This window comes from Pseudomonas sp. TKO26 (assembly GCF_003225665.1).
GTDB classification, from domain to species: Bacteria; Pseudomonadota; Gammaproteobacteria; order Pseudomonadales; family Pseudomonadaceae; genus Aquipseudomonas; species Aquipseudomonas saponiphila.
Map to the genome: position 1 here is coordinate 25,202 of NZ_QKLN01000010.1, position 17,854 is coordinate 43,055.

Below are 17,854 nucleotides of genomic sequence, written 5' to 3' on the forward strand. Positions count from 1 at the left end.
CTGCCAGACCATCGTCAAGGACAAGAAGAACAACCATGCACCAGACATCCCTGCAAGACACCACCGCCCCCGAGGGCGTGTGCTTCGGCTGCGGCAGCAGCAACCACCACGGCCTGCACATCAAGAGCCACTGGCATGAAGACGGCGTGCATGTGGTCGCCGAGCACCTGCCCGACGCCAAGTACTGCGGCTGGCCGGACCTGGTCTATGGCGGTCTGATCGCCATGCTGGTGGACTGCCATTCCAACTGGACCGCCATGGCCTACCACTATCGCCACGAGCAGCGCGAACCGGGCAGCCTGCCGCGCATCGACTGCGTGACCGGCAACCTGGGCATCAAGTTCATCAAGCCCACGCCCATGGGCGTGCCGCTGACCCTGCGGGCCCGGGTCGACGGCGAGGTGGGCCGCAAGAGCCGGGTGATCTGCGAGGTGTACGCCGGCGATGTGCTGACCGCCATTGGCGATTCGATTTTCGTCCGGGTCGATACCTCGCAGCTCGCGGCGGCGGCCCACGGCCGCGACGCCTGAGGCTAGGCCGGGAACCCGAGCTACTGGCCGTTGCCCAGGGACAAGTGCCGATACCCCGCCGCCCGGGTGAAATCCGCCAGATGCCATAGCGTGCCGTTGGCGCCCCAGGTGCCATCGGGCACCTCGTCCAGCAGGATCGAAGTCATCAGCACTCGCCCGTCCTCCGCCGACCGGCACGCGGCCAGGGCCTGATGCAAGCCGGCCACATAGGCCTGGCGCCGGGCACTATCGAGCACGCCGGCGGGCACCTTGACCTGGACCAGGCAAGGCAGCGCCTGGGCCCCGAGATCGACGCCGCCACAGCGCCAGGTGCCCGGGGCCAGTTCCTCCAGCAAGACCCAGCACAGCGCCCGCTGACGCGGGTCCGCGCCCACCTGCTCCACGTCCAGCGCCACTTGCGTCACCTCATGCAGGAGCTGCTCGCGCTGCTGGGCATTGAAGGCGCCTTGGGGAATCTTGATCAGGATGTTGGGCATCGCTATCACCACTCGAAGAAAAAATGAGCCGCTATTGAGCGCCCTGCCCGGCTTGGCCAACAGCGACCGATTCGACATCTTTCATGCATAATCGGCCAATGAACGATTTCACTGTCCTGCTGCTCCCCGATGCCTTTGCCTCCAGCGTCGCCCTGACCCTGGACATGCTGTCCTGCGCCGCCCTGCTGGCTCCGCGCCTGGGGCTGGGTGCCCCGCGCTGGCGGGTCTGCGCACTGCAGGCTGGCCAGGTGCGCCTGGGGCAAGGCTTGTTGCTGGAAGTCGAGGCCCTGGATGCCACGGCCGACGACCGCTCCTGCTGGATTCTGCCGGGGCTGGGCCTGGACTCCCCGGAGGCCATTGCCCAGCGCCTGCAGCAAGCGGACGTGGCGCCCGTGCTCCAGGCCCTGCGCCATCACGTGCAGAACGGCTCAGAAGTTGCGGCCTCCTGTTCCGCCGTATTCCTGCTGCAGGCCGCCGGGCTGCTGCACGGGCGCCGGGTGACCACCTCCTGGTGGCTGGCGCCACTGCTGCAGGAGTGGGTCGCCGACTGCCACGTGGACCCGGACCAGATGGTCATCGTCGATCCGCCGCTGACCACCGCCGGTGCCGCCCTGGGCCAATCCGACCTGGTGCTGCACTTGCTGCGCAGGCGCTTCTCTCCGGCCCTGGCGGACGCCGTGGGACAGGTGCTGTTGATTGATCGGCGCCAGTTGCAAGCGCCTTGTACGGTTCCGGCGATGATGGCTCAGGGCAGTGCCCTGATCGCTCGTCTCACCGCCCATATCGAATCCTGCCTGCCCAGGCTGCCCAGCGTCGGCGAGCTGGCGGCGCAGTTCGGCATGTCCGAACGCACCCTGGGCCGTCAGGTGCGCAAGGCCACCGGCCACAGCAGCCTGCGCCTGATCCAGCGCGTGCAATTGAACCGCGCCCGGGCGCTGCTGCAGAACAGCAAGTACTCGGTGGAAAGCGTCGCCGAACAGGTGGGCTATCAGGACGCCACCGCCCTGCGCCGGCTGATGCGCAAGCTGCTCAACGCCACGCCGCGACAGCTGCGTTGAACACAACGCGCTACTGCCTGCGCGCCGCCTTTGTTACATTGCCCGCCCCCTTCCCCTGACAGGAAATCAACCCTGACCATGGACATTCAGGAAATCCAGCGCCAGTTGGCCAAGCCGGCATTGCAACTGACCCCCGGCGGCTTTCGCCCCACCCACAGCGACGAGGAAAGCTGGCTGGGCCGGGTCTTTCTGTTTCGTGAAGATGAAGAGCTGCCACGCAACAGTGCCGGGGAAACCCTGCTGCCGTTCGCCCAGTTCCACCTGCCTGCCCTGCCCTGGCACAGCCCGCTGCTGGAAGGCGTGCGGGTGCTCACGGTGTTCGTCGCCAATCCTTTCCCCGAGCCCCTGGAACCCATGGGCGAACGCTGGCTGATTCGCGAATACCGCGCCGAGGATGTGCTGGTGCGCAAGGAGCTGAGCGCCCCGGGCGCCTTTCTCAAACCCTTCCCGGTCAAGGCCGAAACCGTGGCCGCAGACTATCCGCTGTGGGACGGCGGTGGCGTGCCGGAAGACCTGGAGCGGGAAATCCTCGAACTGGAGCGTTCCGGGCAGATCGAGTGCTACTACGACCTGGTGAGCCATTGCTACCAGCACAAGCTCGGGGGCTACCCATCGTTCTGCCAGTCCGGGATCGATGCCGGCGACGGCTTCGAGTTCGTGATGCAGATTTCCTCCGACGCCAAGATCAACCTCAACGTGGTGCACAGCGGCAGCCTGATGTTCTGGAAGCACCCTGGCAGCGGCGAATGGGCGCTGTACTACGACTTCTACTGAAGCGCGGCGGTTAACACCAAATTCATCCGCCAGCGGATGAAATGCCCCGGCGCCGGGTGCATCATGGGCGCTGTCCATTTTCCGGGAGACTTGCATGCCCATGCGCTCACTGCTCTTGCCCGCCGCCCTGTCGCTGGGCGTGCTGGCGGCCACAGGCGCCGCCGCCGATGATCAGTCGCAACTGATCGAGTCGATCAACGCCTACCGCAGCCAGCCACAACGCTGCGCCAACCAGGCCTCCTCGGAGCTGCCACCCCTGACCGGCGACCCGCGGCTGATCCTGCCGGTGGAAAATGTCGGCGACCTGCAGCAGACCCTGGCACGGGCGGCCTACCCCATGGTCAACGTGCAGGCCATCAGCCTTTCCGGGCCACGGGACGCCCAGGCGGCGATGCAAGCGGTGCGCGAGAGCTTCTGCCAAGTGGTGCTGGACCCGCAATTCGTCGATATCGGCGTCAATCGCCAGGCCAACCAGTGGCGCATCGTCCTTGCCCGGCCGCTGCTGTCGGCGCGCCTCGGCGATTGGCAGGCCGAAGGCCAGCAACTACTGGGACAGATCAACAGCGCGCGCAGTCAGCCCCGGCAATGTGGCGACCAGCGTTTTGCGGCGACCGCGCCCCTGGCCTGGAATGCCACCTTGGGCACCACCGCCATGGAACACAGCCGGGCCATGGCCAACCAGAACTACTTCGACCACAAGGACCATGACGGCCGTACCCCGGGCGACCGCGCGGAACTGGCAGGCTACTCCGGCCAGCAGGTGGGCGAGAACATCGCCGCCGGCCAGGACACCGTGCGCAAGGTGCTGGACGGTTGGCTGGCCAGCCCCGGGCATTGCGCCAACCTGATGAACCCGGCCTACCGCGAACTGGGCGCGGCCTATGCGGTGGACCCGAAAAGCGATGCCGGGATCTACTGGACCGCGATGTTCGGCGCGCCTTGAGTCCTCAGGCGCGGCGCACGGCCTGCAGACACTGGCCGTCGACCGCGCTCACACCGCCCCCCAAAAATGCAAACGCCCCGATCGATCGGGGCGTTTCAGCTTGCGGCAAGCACCTGGCTAGCGATTGGTCGCCACCTGCCCGGCCTCACCCTGGGTCACCAGGGCCTTGAGCGATGCATCGAACTGCTTCAGCGCGTCGACCTGCAGTTCGGTCTGCTGATTGATCTGCGCCGCGATCTCCGGCGCCGCCTTGCCGCGAACCCAGACCGACGGCAGCACCTTGGACTGGATGCCTTCGGCCTGGCCGATGTATTGCAGGTTGGCGTCATAGAACTTGGCGATAAACCGCGCTTCCACTTTGCTGTTGCCCTTGGTCACCAGCTGGTTGTAGGTGTCGAGCATCACCACGGCATCGGGGCGGGCCTGGACCAGCGCGTCGAGGCTGTCATACACCGTCACGCTGGCGAAGTGTTTCTGCAACGACGCCATCAGCCAGTTGATCGCCCGCTGCGGGTCGGAGCTGTCGACAAAGGCGGCGCTGATGCGCGGGTCGAGCCCGGCATTTTTCGCCCCGTTCAGCGCCACCGAGTGGTAGTGCTCCAGGTATTGCAGGGTATTGAGGGTGTTTTCGCTGTACAGCACCCCTACCGACTGGGCGTGCCGCAGATCGGCACTGCTGTCGGCCATGGGCAGGAAGTGGCAGGAGGCGTCGTCAGCAGCAAGGGTGGTAGCAGAAGCCCCGGTTCCCGCGATCAAAAGCACCACAAGGGTCACTAAAGTCGAGATTTTCATCGGGTATTTCCTTCTGCGGCAAGCACGGTGTAAGCGCTATCTTCCTCCTTTGTCAGAAAAACGGAACCTGCACTTTTTGATGATAACTATCGATTGCAGCAATGGTTGACAATAGACCCCGATGCGCCTCCGAAGGTGCGACCCGGATCAACCGCCACGACCTGCTCAACCCTCATCTTCTGGCTTACAGCTCGCCACCACCGCTATAGAATCAAGCCCCCTTTTTCTGCAAGACGAGTCCGGTCCATGGATGCACACTCGATACTGACCTACACCCTGGTGGCGGCGATCGCCATTGCCAGCCCCGGCCCTGCCACCCTGGTGGCGTTGCACAACAGCGTGGCCTACGGCGCCAAGTCGACCCTGTGGTCATCCCTGGGCAATATCAGCGGGCTGTTCTGCATGTCCGCCGCCGCCATGCTCGGCCTGGGCGCGTTGATCGCCAGTTCCGAGTGGGTGTTCAACGCGGTGAAAATCGTCGGCGCCGGCTATCTGTTCTACCTAGGTGCCAAGCAGCTGTTCAGCAAAAGCCAACTGCTGAGCGCGAGCAGCGCCGACAATGGCAAGCTCGCCCCACCACCACGGCTCAAGCTGTTCAAGTCGGCCTTCCTGACCGCCGCCACCAACCCCAAGGCGACGATCTTCTTCACCGCGCTGTTTCCCCAGTTCATCGACCAGCACGCGGCGCTGCTGCCGCAGTTCTTCATCCTGACCCTGATCTTCATGGCCTTGTCGCTGATCTCTCTCAGCGTCTATGCCGTGCTCGCTTCCCGGGCCAAGGGCGTGCTGACCCGGCCGGCACTGTCCAAGTGGGTCAATCGCGTGGTGGGCTCGACCTTCATTTTCTTCGGCAGCACCATCCTGGCCATGCGTCGGCAGACGGTTTGATCAGGCGCCTGACCGGGAACCTGATCTGCCTTGCGGAGAGTGAAGCAGCCTTCAACCCTTCTTTTTCTGCAAGGCCTTGAGCCGCGCACTGGCGCGCTGCACAGCGGCCATCTTTTCCGGGCGCTTCATGCGCTTCCATTTGCGGATATCGTCCTTGGTCCGTCCGCAACTCAGGCACAGGTCGCCACTGAGCTGGCACAGGGCGATGCACGGATTGTCGATTTCCTTGGCCATGGCTCAACCCCGTCCCGGGCGCAGGCGCTTCAGGCGTTGCGCCCAATCGCCGCCATTGATCCGCTGGCATTGTTCCTCGCTGTCGAAGAACACATGGGCCGCCAACGACTCAAGGTGCACATCGGCTTCGCCCAGGGCCCGGGCCGTCAGCTCGATCATCCGCGAGCCCTGGCCCGCCGCCAGGGCCTGCTCCTTGTGGGCCTGGGTGTCGAAGATCCAGGCCACCACCAGGCTCGCCGGAAAGGCGGCGTAACTCACCTCGTGGGTCAACCAGGAAAAACCGACGATCTCCGCCTTGGCGGCCTCGCAGGCTTCGGTCAGGGTGGCGGCCAGCTGGCGTTCCATGGCGGCTTGCCGGCGTTTGTCGAGTGGCATGCAGGACCTTGAGCAAGGAAAAAAGGCCGCACAAGATACCTCAAACAAGCCACCTGCGGCGGCGCTTTGCGTCTAGGCTAGAGCCCTCCTGCCCGCTTCAAGGAAGAACCGACATGCACAAGACCTCCCTCGCGCTGCTCGTGGCGGCGCTGCAGCTCGCCAGCGCCAGCGCCCTGGCTGCCAGCCCGCCGCCAGTGGCGGACGCCATCTGGTTCAACGGCCCGATCATCACCCTCGACGACCAGCAGCCCAATGCCCAGGCCGTGGCGGTGAAGGACGGCAAGATCCTCGCCGTGGGCGACAAGCAGCGAGTCCTGAAGAGCCAGGGCCCGGCCACGCAGATGCTCGACCTCAAAGGTGCCACCCTGTTGCCGGGTTTCATCGATCCCCACGGCCATGTGTCGATGGTGGGCTTCCAGGCCGCCAGCGCCAACCTGCTGCCACCGCCGGATGGTGCCAACGACAGCATCCCCAAGCTTCAGGAAACCCTGCGCAACTTCGAGCAGCAATCGCCGATCCCCAAGCAGTTCGGCGTGCTGTTCGGCTTTGGCTATGACGATTCCCAACTCCAGGAACAGCGTCATCCGACCAAGGACGACCTGGACGCGGTGTCCAAAGACGTCCCTATTGCCATCGTCCACCAGTCGTCGCACCTGGGGGTGCTCAACAGCAAGGCCCTGGAGCTGGCAAAGATCGACGCCTCCACCGCCAACCCGGAAGGCGGGGTGATCCGCCGCGTCGACGGCAGCCAGGAACCCAACGGCGTGCTGGAGGAAAACGCCTTCTTCAACGCCCTGATCAAGATCTTCCCCAAGCTCACCGCCGACCAGGCCGTGGACATGCTCAGCGCCGGGCAGAAGCTGTACATCAGCTATGGCTACACCACGGTCCAGGACGGCCGCTCTTCGCCGGATCAGGTGCGGACCGCGATCAAGGCCGCGGGCGACGGCAAGCTGCTGGCGGATATTGTGTCCTACCCGGATATCCTCACCCCCGGCACCAAGGAACTGCTGGTCGCGCCCTGGTATCACCCGAGCAACCAGCCGGTGGTGTACAACCGGCACTTTCGCATCGGCGGGGTCAAGCTGACCCTGGACGGCTCGCCCCAGGGCAAGACCGCCTGGCTGACCCAACCCTACTTCAAGCCCCCGCAAGGCCAGGACGCCAGCTATGCCGGCTATGGCGTGATCAAGGACGCCGATGCCCAGGCCCTTTACAAGGAGGCATTGGCCAACCGCTGGCAGATCCTTTCCCACACCAACGGCGACCGTGCCATCGACCAGTTGCTGAGCGCGATGCGCGCCGCGGAACAAGCCTACCCCGGGGTCGATGTGCGACCGGTGATGATCCACGGCCAGACGCTGCGCAAGGACCAGGTGACCGAGCTCAAGCAGCTGAAGATCTTCCCGTCGCTGTTCCCCATGCACACTTACTACTGGGGCGACTGGCACCGCGAGTCGGTACTCGGGCCTGAGCGTGCGCAGAACATCTCGCCGACCCAGTGGGTGCTCAAGGCCGGGATGAAATTCACCACCCACCACGACGCGCCGGTGGCCCTGCCCGACTCGATGCGAGTGCTGGCGGCCACGGTCAACCGCACCACACGCAGCGGCTACGTGCTCGGCCCGGAGCAACGGGTGACGCCACTGCAGGCGTTGAAGGCCATGACCCTGTGGTCGGCCTACCAGCACTTCGAGGAGGACCGCAAAGGCTCCATCACCTCAGGCAAGCTGGCGGACTTTGCCGTGCTCTCGGCCAACCCGCTGACCGTCAAACCCGAGACCCTGAGCGAAATCAAGGTGCTCAAGACCGTCAAGGAAGGCCGGGTGATCTATGAGCGACCGGCGCAGGTGGCTGGGTTGCCGCCGCCATTGGGCATGCACGGCGATCCGTCATTGCCGATGCCCAAAGGCATCAAGGCGGTGGCCCAGGGCGACGGCGATCTGGGCCCGGCGCTGGATGTGATCTACGACCGGCTGGCCCCCGCGCAACCTTGAGCGCCGCGACAAAAAACGCCGCGTGCCATCCAGGCACCGCGGCGTTTTTTCTGCTGGCGAGACGACGCGGGTGGCGAGCGAGGCAGCCCCCGCTGGAGCGCCATGCGGGCCTCGCGGCGGCTACGCCACCCAGCGCGAGCCGCTTGCCTCGTCACGCGTTGCCTTGGCCCACGCAGCCGCGTCAGATCTTGCTGCCCAGCGCCGTCGACAGCAGTTGGTCATGCCCGTAGATGTCCGGGGCGTACAGCAATTGTCCATGGCTGTCGGCCTGCACCGTCCAGTAGCTGAGCAGGATCGGCACCGGCTTGGCCAGGCGGAATTCATGGGTCAGGCCAGTGGCCAAGAGGTCGTTGGTGCGCAGCCGCTCCGCAGGGGTCAGCAGCCAGTCGCGCAGTTGCAGGGCCTGTTCGACCCGCACGCAACCCGAACTGAAGGCCCGCGGTCCCTTGCTGAACAGGGCCTGGCTCGGGGTGTCGTGCAGGTACACCGAGAACGGGTTGGGGAAACGGATGGCGATGCGCCCCAGGGGGTTGCGCGGCCCCGCCCCCTGACGCAGGAGGATGTTGCCCGGGCGCTCCCAGTCGATGTCCTCGACGGCCAGGGGCTGGCCATTGGCGTCCAGTACCTGCAGGTTCTGGCGGTCGAGGAAGCTCTGGTCGCGGCGGATCTCCGGCAGCTTGTCTTCCTTGAGGATGGTCGGTGGCACGGTCCAGGTGGGGTTCAGGGTCAGGCGCGTGACCTGGGATTTCAACAACGGGGTCTGGCGCTCGGCGCGGCCGACCTGGGTGCGGGTCTGCCACACCACCGCGTCGTCCTTGTAGAAGGTCAACTGCGCCGCGGCGACATTGACCAGCACGATGTTCGGCTCGAAATCCTGGGCCAGCCAGCGCAGGCGTTCCAGGTTGATGCGCAGTTGCTCGCGGCGCTCGGCCGGGCTGACGTTGAGCTCCTTGAGGGTGCCCGCGCCGATCACGCCATCGGCCTGCAGCGAGTGACTGAGCTGGAAGTTTTTCACTGCGCTCACCAGCTCACTGCCGTAGGTATTATCCGCACTGACCTCTGGGCTCGGCAGCAGGCCACCGCGGTACAGGCGCAGGGCCAGGTCGGGGACGCGCTTGTCCTGCATGTCCGGACGCAGCAACGGGCCGCCGGCCACCGCCGGCCATTGTGGCAAGGGTTGCTGGCGGCGCTGGGCATAGGCCTGGCGCAGGTTGCGGTACTGCTCAAGGTTGGGTCGCGCCCGTTCGAAGGCGGTGGCCAGGTGCTCGATGCCCGGCACGGCCATCGCCAGCAGCGCCGCCTGGCGATCCTCCGGCAGCGGCTGGGCTCGCCACAACGGCTCGAAGCGGGCCTGCGACAGGCGTCCGTAATGCAGGTCCTGCAAGGCTTGCAGGTACTGCTGGCTGATTTCGATGTCGTGACACAGGTCGCCCGCCGGGCTGCTCGACGGCAGGCGGTAACGGCCAGGGTCGAGGCCGTCGTCCACCAATTGCGCCAGCTGTGCCTGCAGGCCGGACAAGCGACCTTCGACGCCCCAAACAGGCTGCTCGCCCTGCTGCCGATAGAAGCCCTGCAACAGCTGTTGCTGGGCCGGATTCACCCGCGTGGCCAGGGCCGGACAAGCCACCGCCAGTTGGGTCAGCGCCAATTGCATCGGGCTCACAGGCAGCGGCGCCTGCTCCCCGGCCAGCGCGACCAATGGCGCAGCGAGCAAGCACAGGCTCAAGTAACATGCGTGTTTTTTGAACAACTGCTTTACTCCAATCCGTGGCCGCCAGCTTGACGGCCAATCGTTACCGCAGATGGGGAAGTCAATCAGGCCCGGGCCTTGAATATATAGACCAGCCTGCCGGGGGAACGACAGGACGTCAGGAGCCAAAGTGACCATGGGGATGCACTATACATGTTGACCTTCTTGTGCCGATTCTGCCTGGCGGCCATTGCCCTGGGCGCCATTTGCAGTCCTTCTTTCGCCGCCAACAAACCCCACCCCGCCGCCAGCCCCGCGCTGTACGCCAGCCTCGCCCACGCCGCACCGGAACTCAATCCCCAGGCCCTGAAAAGCGCCCTCAGCGCCATGCAATGCGCCGTCGCCAGCGGCGCCCGCCAGGCCCGGCACCTGGCGGTGATCGACTACTCGCAACCGTCCACCGCGCGCCGCCTGTGGATCTTCGACCTGCGCAGCAAGAAACTGGTGCTGCGCGACCTGGTGGCCCACGGACAGAAGTCCGGGGAAAACTTCGCCACCCAGTTCTCCAACCGCCTGGGCAGCTATCAGTCCAGCCTGGGCCTGTTCCGCACCCAGGAAAGCTACGAAGGCAGCCACGGCTACTCGCTGCGCATGGATGGCCTGGAGCCCGGTTTCAACGACCGGGCCCGGGACCGCGACATCGTGATCCATGCCGCCGACTACGTGAACCCTTTGTGGAGCCAGCGCCAGGGCCGCATCGGCCGCAGCCAGGGCTGCCCGGCGGTGCGCCCTCAAGTGGCGCGCCAGGTGATAGACAAGCTCAAGGATGGCCAGTTCATGTTCTCCTGGTATCCGGACCAGCGCTGGCTGAAATCCTCGGCCTACCTCAACTGCCAGCCGCGCCAGGTGGCGAGCATCCTCAGTGCCAATGGCGGCTGAGCAAACGCGCTGAGCGCAGCGGCCAGCCCGCTGCCGGGTTGCGCCGAGCGCCGGCAACAAGATACCGTTGCCGACCTGGAACGCCACCTCGCCCGAGCCGGACCTCATGCCTTCAGCGCACAGCCTGCTTCTCCAACATCCCGGACCACGCCCGGCGTTCTATCGAGTCGCCGAACACCTGTGGGGCGCCGGTTGCAATGTGGACTCCGATGGCGACAGCAGAACCCCCGACGATCAGCAGTGGACCGAGCTGACCCTGATACTGCGCGACTCCAGCGGGCAACGCCTGGACATCGACCCGCTGTCCATGGAACCCCTGGTCTTGCTGATCCGCGCTTCTCAGGCGGATCTGGGCGCCAGGGCCGCGCACTTCATCCAGTCGGTGGCAGGCGGCACCCTCCAGGCACACATCACGGACCGATAAGGAGCGGGCCCCGCCCTCTCCTTCCCCTACTGGCAGCGCTTTCATGAATCCACCCGAGATCGATTTTTTCCCCGGCTTCATCGCCGACCCGCAGCGGCTGTTCGACCATCTCAAGAATGGCGTGCAGTGGGACGAGCGCATGCGTGCGCGCAAGACCGCCAGCTTCGGCGCGCCCTATGACTACTCGCAGATCACCTACCCGGCGGTGCCGATGCCCGAGGCCCTGGCACAGCTGTGCGGGCCGATCGAGCAACGGCTGGGCTTTCGCCCCAACAATTGCCTGCTCAACTTCTACCCCGACGGGCAGTCCTCCATGGGCTTTCACTCCGACGCCAACGAACAACTGGTGGAAGGCACCGGGGTGGTGATCGTCTCCCTGGGTCACGCGCGGGCCATGGTGTTCCGGCACAAGCAAAGCGGCGCCACCTTCGACTACACGCTGGCCAGCGGCTCACTGCTGCACATGTCCGACGAACTACAGAAACACTGGCTGCACGCGATTCCCAAGGCGCCGGATGCGGGCGAACGCATCAGCCTGTCGTTTCGCCTGCTCAAGACCGCGTAGTGATGGACTCGATCAGGATCGGCCCTTGACTCAAGGGCCGCGCCATCGACAATGCCCCGCTGTGATCACCGCTCGAATAGAGGCCCCATGCAGTTGCTTCCCTGGTCCTACGCCTGCCCCGAAGGCTTCACCCTGCGCGGCCTGCGCTCCGCACCTTCGGGCAAACCCTTGCTGCACTTTCTCCACGGCAACGGCTTCTGCTCCATGGCCTATCGTCCGCTGCTGGCCCTGCTGGCCGAGTCCTTCGACTTGTGGCTCAGCGATGTCCAGGGCCATGGCGACAGTGACCATGGCGGCCCGTTCCGCGGCTGGAACCGCACCGCGCAACTGGCCGCCGAGGCGTTCGAAGCCGGGCGCGGGGCCTACGCCAACGTGCCGTGCTACGCCGTCGGCCACAGTTTTGGCGGGGTGCTCACCAGCCTGATCCTGGCCGAACGCCCGCAGCTGTTTCGCAAGGCCGTGCTGCTGGATCCGGTGATCTTCAGCCCGTCGATGATCAGTTCCCTAAGGCTGCTGTCGGCCCTGGGTCTCAATCGCCGCCACAGCCTGGCGCGCAAGGCCGCCGCCCGGCGCCAGCACTGGCCGGACCGCGCTGCGGCCAGGGCCAGCCTGGTCAACCGGGGGATCTTCAAGGGCTGGAGCGAAGACGCCCTGAACGCCTATGTCGAGTACGCGCTGAAGGACGACGGCCAGGGCGTGGCGCTCAAATGTGCTCCCGAACGCGAGGTGGACATCTTCAGCAGCTTCCCCCGGCACCTGTGGCGCTCCCTGCGTCAGGTGCAGACCCCGAGCCTGGTGATACACGGCCGCGACAGCTACCCCTACGTGGCCCGTTCGGTGAAACGCTGGGCAGCCCTCAATCGTCACCTGAGCACCCAGGTGATCGAGGGTCAGCACTGCTTCATGCAAGTCGACCCGGCAGCCAGCGCGCGGGCCATCCTGGGGTTTGTGCACCCCGAAGGCCGCTGAAAACCCCGCCGCAGGCCCCCAGAATAGATGTCACCGTGATATCATTGCCCGGTTTCCCAGACCGGGCCGTGCATCCCGATCACCCCGGAACCCCTGGACAAGGCGCCGCCCAGACGCGCCTGCCACCCCCCGCCTTGTGTGCAAAAGACCGACGGCGCCATGGAGCCTGCTCCAGCGCGCGCCGCATTGATGCAAACCGCGATGCCTGTCGCCGGTTGTACTTTTTGCCGCCACAAGGAACACAGTCATGCTCTTGAGAACGATGAACATTTCCCGCCGTGCAGGGTTGAGCTTCGCCCTGATCGCCCTGCTGGCACTGGGCCTGGGGGGCTTCTCATTGCTGGAAATGCAGCGCATGAACCAGCAATCCCTTGAGGTCGACCAGAACTGGCAGCCATCCATCGTTGCCGCCAACGCCCTGGCCCTGACCAGCACCCAGATCCGCACCATCACCCTGCGCATGCTGGTAGTGCGTGACAGTAACGATGTACAGGCGCTGCTCAAGCGCGTCGGCGAGCTCGACGAGCAACTCGCCCACCAGCAAGGCGTCTACGAAAAACTGATCACCGAAGCCGAGGAGCGCACAGCCTATGAAGGCTTTCTCAGCGCCAAGGCGGCCTACAGCAAGGATCAGCATCAAGTGGTGGAACTGGTGCGCCAGGGGCAGAAGCAAGCCGCCATCGATATCGTCGACGCCGGCCCGTACCTGGCCAACGCCGACACCATGCTCAAGGAGCTGCTGAAGATCATCGACACCAACACCCGCGGTGGCGTCGCCGCGGCCGAACACAGCAACGAGGTGTTCCAGGGTGCGATCAGCACGGTCGCGCTGATCATGCTGGTGGTGGTGACCCTGACCATCGCCCTGGCCCTGCTGCTGACCCGCAGCATCGTGCGCCCCCTGGGCCAGGCCGTGGCCGTGGCGGAAACCATCGCCAACGGTGACCTCGGCCAGAGCATCACGCTCAGCGGCAAGGACGAACCGGCGCGCCTGCTGCAAGCCCTGCAGACCATGCAGGCGAGCCTGCGCGGCACCCTGCAGCGGATTGCCGACTCCTCCAACCAACTGGCCTCGGCCGCCGAAGAACTGCACGCGGTCACCGAGCACTCCAGCCAGACCCTGCACCAGCAGAGCAATGAAGTGGAACAGGCCGCCACCGCCGTCAACGAAATGACCGCGGCCGTGGAGGAAGTGGCGCGCAACGCCGTGAGCACCTCGCAAGCCTCCCAGGAAACCGACCGCACCGCCCATCACGGCCGCGAGCAGGTGCAGCACACCGTGGACTCCATCGGCCAACTGGCGACGGACGTGACCCAGACCTGTGAACAGGTCGAGCACCTGGCGGCGGACGTGCGCAATATCGGTCAGGTGCTGGAAGTGATCCGCTCGATTGCCGAGCAGACCAACCTGCTGGCCCTCAATGCCGCCATCGAAGCCGCCCGGGCCGGGGACGCCGGACGCGGCTTTGCCGTGGTCGCCGACGAAGTGCGGGCCCTGGCCCATCGCACCCAGCAGTCGACCCAGGAGATCGAAAGCATGATCAACACCATCGAGGAAGGCACCGAGGGCGCGGTCAGCGCCATGCGCAACAGCAACGAGCGGGCGCACCTGACCCTGGAGGCAGCACGCGCTTCGGGGCTGGCCCTGGACCAGATCACCCAGGCCATCACCATGATCAACGAACGCAACCTGGTGATCGCCAGCGCCAGCGAAGAGCAGGCCCAGGTGGCCCGGGAAGTGGACCGTAACCTGGTCAATATCCGCGACCTCTCGACCCAGACCTCGGCCGGGGCCAACCAGAGCAATGCCGCCAGCCAGGAACTGTCGCGCCTGGCAGTGGACCTGAACGCCCTGGTGAGTCAGTTCAAGCTGTAAGCCAGCAGCGGCAAGCTTCAAGCTTCAAACTTGCCGCTTGCCGCTTGCTGCTTGCTGCTTGCCGCTTCAGAACGCGTAACGCTTAATCACTTGCCGGACCTTGGCCAGGGCCACGCCCAGATCGGCCATGTCCACCGAACCCAGCGCCAGGCGAATGGCGTGAGGCACCGGCCCGGCGCCGACAAAGGGCTCGGCGGTGGACACCGAGATCTGCTCGCGCAACAGGGCCATGGCCACCTGATCGGCCCGCACTTCCTCGGGCAACGGCAGCCAGAGGAAGTAGGAATGGGGATGGCCGACACTGGCCAGCCCGGCCAGGGCCGCACCAGCCAGGGCCTGGCGGGCCCTGGCATCCTCGCGCTTTTCCTGCTCCAGCCGTGCCACGGTGCCATCCTCGATCCAGGCGCACGCCAGGGCGGTCATCACCCCAGGCGTGTTCCAGGTGGTGGCACGGATCGCGCGCTCGATCGGCGGCACCCACTTCAAGGGCGCCACCACGTATCCAACCCGCAGGCCGGTGGCCACGTTCTTCGAAAACCCCGAGACGTAAACCGTGAGTTCCGGCGCCAGGGCGGCCAGGGGCGGCGGCGGGTCCGGCGCCAGGAAGGCGTAGGCGGCGTCTTCGATGAGCAGCAGTCCATGGGCCCGGGCAATCGCCACCAGCCGCTGGCGCCAGGCCAGGTCCAGCACCCAGCCCATGGGGTTGTGCAGGGTCGGCATGGCGTACACCGCCCGCACCCTTCGCCTTCGGCACAGCGCCTCGAGAGCGTCGAGGTCCGGCCCCTGATCGCCCAGGGGAATGGCCACCAGCTCCAGCCCGTGGGCCTCGGCCACCACCTTGAACCCGGGGTAGGTCAAGGCATCCACCGCCACCACATCGCCGGGTTTGAGCAGTGCCATCACCGTGGTCGCCAGGCCGTGCTGGGCGCCACTGACCATCAACACCTGCTCGCCGGCAACCGCCAGCCCGCAACCGGCCAGGTAGCGTGCCAGCGTCGCCCGTTCATGGGCCCGCCCGGCGTGCGGCTGGTAGCGCAGCAAGGCTTCCAGATCGCCGGCCAAGGCCAGCTGGCGCAAGGCGCTGCGCAGCAGCTCAGCCTGTCCGGGCAGCGCCGGGTAGTTGAAATTGAGGTCCAGCGTGCCCGCGGTGGTGGCCGGCTGATCCACCCCCTGCCCGGGAGGCAGGGCGGTTTCCCGAACATAGGTGCCGCGTCCGGCTTCGCCGCTGACCAGGCCCATGGCTTCCAGCTCGGCATAGACCCGGGACGCGGTGACCAGCGCCAGCCCCTCCCGCGCCGCCAGTTGGCGATGGGTGGGCAGGCGAGTGCCCGGGGCCAGCACCCCGGCGCGGATGTCGGCGGCAAAGGCGTCCACCAGTTGCTTGTAGCGAGCACGGGCCATAGGGCGTTGTATCCATGACAATTTTTTGATTGTGCTGATCTTCAATCCTAGGATGCCTGCAACACAAGCCCCGCCATGGCGGCCCCTGAACTCTTGAGCACTCCCTCAATGACACGAACATCGAACCTGCAATCACCCGCCCTGGAATCCTCCGCCAGCGGCTGGCTCAACGGCTTTATCGGGGTGCTGATCTTCAGCGGCTCGCTGCCGGCCACCCGGGTCGCGGTGCTGGAGTTCGAGCCATTGTTCCTCACTGTGCTCCGGGCCAGCCTCGCCGGGCTTCTGGCCCTGTGCCTCCTGCTGCTGTTCAAGGAAAGGCGCCCGAACCCGGCACAACTGCTGCCCCTGGGTGTCGTCGCCCTGGGGGTGGTCCTGGGCTTTCCGCTGCTGACCGCCCTGGCCCTGCAATACGTGACCTCGGCCCACTCCATCGTGTTTCTTGGCCTGCTGCCTCTGGCCACCGCGGTGTTTGGCGTGTTGCGTGGCGGCGAGCGACCGCGCCCGGTGTTCTGGCTGTTTTCACTGCTGGGCAGCCTGTTGGTGGTGGGCTACGCGCTGTCCCAGGGCCTCACGGCCTCGCCACGTGGTGATGCGCTGATGCTCCTGGCGGTGCTGGTCTGCGGCCTGGGTTATGCCGAAGGCGCCAAGCTGTCGCGGACCCTGGGTGGCTGGCAGGTGATCTGCTGGGCCCTGGTGCTGTCGTTGCCGATCATGGCCGCACTGACCCTGTTCAGCGCCCCGCCCGACTTCAGCGGCATCAGCCTGCCGGCCTGGTTCAGCCTGGGCTACGTCTCGCTGTTCAGCATGCTGATCGGGTTCGTCTTCTGGTATCGCGGCCTGGCTCAGGGCGGGATCGCCGCGGTCGGCCAACTGCAATTGCTGCAGCCGTTTTTTGGTCTGGCCCTGGCCGCCGGCCTGCTGCACGAACAGGTCAGCCTGGGCATGCTCGGGGTCACTCTGGCGGTGATTCTCTGCGTGGCCGGGGCCAAGCGTTGGGCCCGGTGACAGAAACGACAGTGGCAGGCTCAAGAGACCTGCCACTGCTTGCGCCTTACCTGGCGACGGGTGCTGCAAACGGCTTGGGGTCTAGGTCGGAGAGATAGTGGCAAGCGCACCGATCGCGATGGTCAAGGCTAAAAATCCAAACAAGAAAAACGCCATCTTAGTCATCAGGCCTCCTGAACAGTAGGTATGCGGTGCAGCGGGCCCGGTTTCCAGCCGGGAGGCCGGGCGGGCGCGCCATTTTCAAACCTTGGCTGTTCTGATAACAGACGCAGATACGCAAGAAAAATACGGATCAGAAGGATCCGCCGGGGCTCGCTCGCCCATCCCTGAGCGTTTGCATGCCCCTAGCGCCGAGCCAGCTTGTAGCGCACGCAGTCCTCGTAGAAGCTTTTGCGCAGGGCCTCGGGCCTGATCCGCGAGGCACTGTCGTAGGTCTGCTCGGTGATCCCCAGGGCCATCATGCGCATCCAGCCCTTGCTGAACTTGTAGGTCTGGATCTTCTGCCGCGCCGCGTACAGCGACACCCCGGACAATTTCAGCTCCTGGGCCCTGGCGGCCGTTCCCGCGCCCCAACTGCAGACATAGCGATCATTGGCCTGCAGCTCCTTGGCCTGGGTCATCCCGGCACCGCCCAACAGGGCGCACGAAGTCAGCGTAATCAACACATGGCGCATTTATCGGTCACCTAACCACCTGAAAATAAAGTGATTTTGCCGATACATCAGCCAGTGCGGGGCCAGCAGATTGCCTTATCGATCAAGGCAAAGTGCCTGCCACTGCTGGCCCGTCATGCGGTACAGGCGCACCTCAGGTCAATCGTCCCGGGTCAGGGGACGCCTGATCAGGCGCGGGTTTTGGAACAAGGGCACCTTGTGCTCCCTGAGGGGTGCTTGGCCGGCTCAGTATTCCAGAAAGGAA

At 65.6% G+C, this 17,854-nt stretch carries 19 protein-coding genes and 1 pseudogene; 13 read left to right on the forward strand and 7 right to left on the reverse strand.

All coding sequences use genetic code 11. The features are described 5' to 3' along the window. Positions 1-35 precede the first annotated feature (35 nt). Positions 36-530, forward strand: coding sequence for a PaaI family thioesterase (locus DNK59_RS16080; RefSeq protein WP_110723833.1), 495 nt, complete (start codon positions 36-38; stop codon positions 528-530). Positions 531-550: 20 nt separating this feature from the next. Here the strand turns inward: DNK59_RS16080 and DNK59_RS16085 are convergent, their stop codons facing one another. After that, positions 551-1,006: a tautomerase family protein gene (locus tag DNK59_RS16085; RefSeq protein ID WP_177431258.1), complete on the reverse strand. Its 456-nt coding sequence runs from the start codon at positions 1,004-1,006 to the stop codon at positions 551-553. 98 nt (positions 1,007-1,104) lie between these two features. Between DNK59_RS16085 and DNK59_RS16090 the strand changes: the two genes are divergently transcribed. The 3 genes from DNK59_RS16090 (at position 1,105) to DNK59_RS16100 (ending at position 3,781) form a co-directional block, all read left to right on the forward strand. Further along, positions 1,105-2,064 carry a GlxA family transcriptional regulator gene (locus DNK59_RS16090; protein WP_110723834.1) on the forward strand — a complete coding sequence of 320 codons (960 nt, stop codon included), beginning with the start codon at positions 1,105-1,107 and terminating at the stop codon, positions 2,062-2,064. A gap of 78 nt (positions 2,065-2,142) precedes the next feature. Further along, positions 2,143-2,838 carry a DUF1963 domain-containing protein gene (locus DNK59_RS16095; protein WP_110723835.1) on the forward strand — a complete coding sequence of 232 codons (696 nt, stop codon included), beginning with the start codon at positions 2,143-2,145 and terminating at the stop codon, positions 2,836-2,838. 94 nt (positions 2,839-2,932) lie between these two features. Continuing rightward, complete coding sequence (locus DNK59_RS16100; protein ID WP_110723836.1) at positions 2,933-3,781, forward strand: CAP domain-containing protein; 849 nt, start codon at positions 2,933-2,935, stop codon at positions 3,779-3,781. Positions 3,782-3,898: 117 nt separating this feature from the next. Here DNK59_RS16100 and DNK59_RS16105 read toward each other — a convergent pair whose 3' ends face one another. Continuing rightward, the gene (locus DNK59_RS16105) at positions 3,899-4,573 is read right to left on the reverse strand and encodes an ATPase (RefSeq protein ID WP_110723837.1); all 675 of its coding nucleotides are present in this window, start codon (positions 4,571-4,573) and stop codon (positions 3,899-3,901) included. A 246-nt stretch (positions 4,574-4,819) separates the two neighbouring features. Between DNK59_RS16105 and DNK59_RS16110 the strand changes: the two genes are divergently transcribed. Next, complete coding sequence (locus DNK59_RS16110; RefSeq protein WP_110723838.1) at positions 4,820-5,461, forward strand: LysE family translocator; 642 nt, start codon at positions 4,820-4,822, stop codon at positions 5,459-5,461. Between the two features lie 51 nt (positions 5,462-5,512). Here DNK59_RS16110 and DNK59_RS16115 read toward each other — a convergent pair whose 3' ends face one another. Further along, positions 5,513-5,695, reverse strand: a complete 183-nt coding sequence (locus DNK59_RS16115) for a DUF1289 domain-containing protein (RefSeq protein WP_060838734.1) — start codon at positions 5,693-5,695, stop codon at positions 5,513-5,515. Between the two features lie 3 nt (positions 5,696-5,698). After that, a complete protein-coding gene (locus DNK59_RS16120; RefSeq protein ID WP_110723839.1) occupies positions 5,699-6,070 on the reverse strand; it encodes a hypothetical protein in 372 nt (123 codons plus the stop codon). 113 nt (positions 6,071-6,183) lie between these two features. Between DNK59_RS16120 and DNK59_RS16125 the strand changes: the two genes are divergently transcribed. Further along, on the forward strand, positions 6,184-8,067 hold the full coding sequence (locus DNK59_RS16125; RefSeq protein WP_110723840.1) for an amidohydrolase: 1,884 nt from the start codon (positions 6,184-6,186) through the stop codon (positions 8,065-8,067). Between the two features lie 181 nt (positions 8,068-8,248). On the opposite strand, the gene DNK59_RS16130 is transcribed toward DNK59_RS16125, so the two are convergent. Beyond that, the gene (locus DNK59_RS16130) at positions 8,249-9,817 is read right to left on the reverse strand and encodes a murein L,D-transpeptidase (RefSeq protein WP_110723841.1); all 1,569 of its coding nucleotides are present in this window, start codon (positions 9,815-9,817) and stop codon (positions 8,249-8,251) included. A gap of 153 nt (positions 9,818-9,970) precedes the next feature. Between DNK59_RS16130 and DNK59_RS16135 the strand changes: the two genes are divergently transcribed. The 6 genes and pseudogenes from DNK59_RS16135 (at position 9,971) to DNK59_RS32510 (ending at position 14,530) form a co-directional block, all read left to right on the forward strand. Then, positions 9,971-10,696, forward strand: coding sequence for a murein L,D-transpeptidase catalytic domain family protein (locus tag DNK59_RS16135; protein ID WP_110723842.1), 726 nt, complete (start codon positions 9,971-9,973; stop codon positions 10,694-10,696). A gap of 106 nt (positions 10,697-10,802) precedes the next feature. Next, complete coding sequence (locus DNK59_RS16140; protein WP_110723843.1) at positions 10,803-11,120, forward strand: hypothetical protein; 318 nt, start codon at positions 10,803-10,805, stop codon at positions 11,118-11,120. Between the two features lie 43 nt (positions 11,121-11,163). After that, on the forward strand, positions 11,164-11,685 hold the full coding sequence (locus DNK59_RS16145; RefSeq protein ID WP_092315702.1) for an alpha-ketoglutarate-dependent dioxygenase AlkB: 522 nt from the start codon (positions 11,164-11,166) through the stop codon (positions 11,683-11,685). Positions 11,686-11,772: 87 nt separating this feature from the next. Then, positions 11,773-12,654, forward strand: coding sequence for an alpha/beta fold hydrolase (locus DNK59_RS16150; protein ID WP_110723844.1), 882 nt, complete (start codon positions 11,773-11,775; stop codon positions 12,652-12,654). A gap of 262 nt (positions 12,655-12,916) precedes the next feature. Continuing rightward, a pseudogene (locus DNK59_RS32505) lies at positions 12,917-13,672 on the forward strand (MCP four helix bundle domain-containing protein); the annotation flags it as partial. Further along, positions 13,667-14,530, forward strand: coding sequence for a methyl-accepting chemotaxis protein (locus DNK59_RS32510; RefSeq protein ID WP_371920294.1), 864 nt, complete (start codon positions 13,667-13,669; stop codon positions 14,528-14,530). The pseudogene DNK59_RS32505 and the gene DNK59_RS32510, both read left to right, overlap by 6 nt. A gap of 66 nt (positions 14,531-14,596) precedes the next feature. On the opposite strand, the gene DNK59_RS16160 is transcribed toward DNK59_RS32510, so the two are convergent. Next, a complete protein-coding gene (locus tag DNK59_RS16160; RefSeq protein WP_110723846.1) occupies positions 14,597-15,931 on the reverse strand; it encodes a PLP-dependent aminotransferase family protein in 1,335 nt (444 codons plus the stop codon). Between the two features lie 108 nt (positions 15,932-16,039). Here DNK59_RS16160 and DNK59_RS16165 point away from each other — a divergent pair, with 108 nt between their 5' ends. Further along, positions 16,040-16,936 carry a DMT family transporter gene (locus DNK59_RS16165; RefSeq protein ID WP_110723847.1) on the forward strand — a complete coding sequence of 299 codons (897 nt, stop codon included), beginning with the start codon at positions 16,040-16,042 and terminating at the stop codon, positions 16,934-16,936. A gap of 344 nt (positions 16,937-17,280) precedes the next feature. On the opposite strand, the gene DNK59_RS16170 is transcribed toward DNK59_RS16165, so the two are convergent. After that, positions 17,281-17,610, reverse strand: a complete 330-nt coding sequence (locus DNK59_RS16170) for a hypothetical protein (RefSeq protein ID WP_110723848.1) — start codon at positions 17,608-17,610, stop codon at positions 17,281-17,283. Between the last annotated feature and the right edge of the window lie 244 nt (positions 17,611-17,854).